We start from the raw sequence: 1,803 nt of genomic DNA on the forward strand, positions 1-1,803 counted from the left end.
GCAAAAATAAACCCCACAAAGAAAGCGGGGTTTGATTTTCGGTCAGCTAAGGAGGTATTGACTAGAACTAATGTACTATAAAACGCGTAAGTAATCAAGAGATACTATAAGAAATTCGGTGTATCCGCCCCATAAACAGATTTTGCTCTTGGTTTTTGGCGAGTGGCAGCGTCGTATCAGTTAAACTGCCTATAGTGCGAACGCTTCAGAAAAATAAAACCCAATGAAAGAAATTTCACCGGGCTGAACTAGGTTTTTACCCATACTAAAAGATAGTATCTAACACCGATGAATAATTAACCAGCTTTGGTGTAGTTAGCGATGCCTGCCTTAACAATAATTTAGTAGTCTCTTGTAATTGATTAGTAAGTTATTAACTAAGCTAATACTGACAAAAAAGAGATAGAAAATGCTAAATAATTGACAACCTTATATACTTGAGAAAATTTTATATTGTCCATAGCTTTTTGTATACGTAAGCTGCTATAGCTACCCCTTCTTGGCGATTGCCGTCTTCACTCTGTGGTGTGACTTTATTTTCTTGTTGTTCATGCCAAAGGGCAGAAGGAGTCTGATTACTGCTGGAGTGAAATTGTGATAGTAGAGTTTCAAGCTCATTCCATTCATATTTTCTTCGTATACACACACACGACCACCAGTAAGCCAGAGGTTTGGGAACGCCTCTGGCTTTTTATTTGTAGCTGAGATGCCAGAGCGCATATCTGCTATAAGTTTTTCTTAAAAAAAGAGAGAAATATCTAGATTTACTTGGATAAAATTGTTTTAACAGTCTTTACAAATAAGTCAATTTGTATGGGCTTGGAAATTAGAAACATTTTACTATCCAGTTTTAAGTCATCAGCAAACGCCGAAAGCACTATGATTGGGAATTTTTTTAGTCGTAATTTCTGACGAATATAATTAATAATTTCTCTTCCATTCCCACCAGGAATTATTAAATCTGTAATTAATAAATCAGGTGCGTTTTTTTCAAATTTAGTGATACCTTCACAAACATTTTGAGAGGCTTCAACTTTATAACCTTCAATTTCTAATATCAATTTTAATAAGTCAATGGTGTCTCGTGAATCCTCACAAAGTAGAATATGGTTTTTAGTTTTTGCCACTTGCGCTTAAACCTTGCAAATCAAGGTATTAACTGTATAGATACTATAAATCGTGCTAGAGCAGTGCTATGTCTTTCTTTAGGTAGGTTTGCTGAAATTCAGACTCAAGAAGATTTAAAATTCTACAAAACTGTTGCTTTCTTCACCGATGTACTTCTTGAGCTTGGTTTGATAAGTAAATTTCTGACCCGAACTGTATTGGGAGCGGCAGCACGGCACAAGGAGGAAATGCCCAGAAACGACCTTCATACACAAATAAATCTGTCCATCCACGCAGGTTGCACCAGTTGGTATAACCGGCTAAAGCATCACTATCAATTAGCTTTTGCAAGCGCTCTAGACCGTACTTGATTTTAATTTGTGCGAGAAATGGTACGTTGACTAATTGTTCACTATGACTGGCCCGAAGTTCCAGGGATTGCTGCCAGCGTTGGCCTGCTTGAAAGCTAGCGTTTTGATAAGTCGTTTGTTTTTGTTCGTAGATGATTTTTAAGCTGACCAATTCGGTGATAAAAACAGTACGGGTTAATAGTCGGCAGCTTGGTGGATCACTATCTTGTTCTAGCCAACGCTGAATAATATCAATGACGATTTCATGTACTTCATCTGTCATGGGTCTTGTCTGGTACAAATGAGCAATTGCTATTTACGAGTCACCGTACCCATCAGCATTTTT

General features: G+C 37.3%; 3 protein-coding genes. All 3 read right to left on the reverse strand.

What is annotated here, in order from left to right; translation table 11 throughout:
* Nucleotides 1–448 precede the first annotated feature (448 nt).
* Nucleotides 449–646, reverse strand: coding sequence for a hypothetical protein (locus tag H6G14_RS33115; RefSeq protein WP_190573216.1), 198 nt, complete (start codon nt 644–646; stop codon nt 449–451).
* Nucleotides 647–764: 118 nt separating this feature from the next.
* Complete coding sequence (locus H6G14_RS33120; protein WP_190573218.1) at nt 765–1,127, reverse strand: response regulator; 363 nt, start codon at nt 1,125–1,127, stop codon at nt 765–767.
* A 142-nt stretch (nt 1,128–1,269) separates the two neighbouring features.
* Nucleotides 1,270–1,740, reverse strand: a complete 471-nt coding sequence (locus tag H6G14_RS33125) for a hypothetical protein (RefSeq protein ID WP_190573220.1) — start codon at nt 1,738–1,740, stop codon at nt 1,270–1,272.
* Between the last annotated feature and the right edge of the window lie 63 nt (nt 1,741–1,803).

The sequence above is a fragment of the Nostoc parmelioides FACHB-3921 genome (genome assembly GCF_014696625.1).
Classification (GTDB): domain Bacteria; phylum Cyanobacteriota; class Cyanobacteriia; order Cyanobacteriales; family Nostocaceae; genus Trichormus; species Trichormus parmelioides.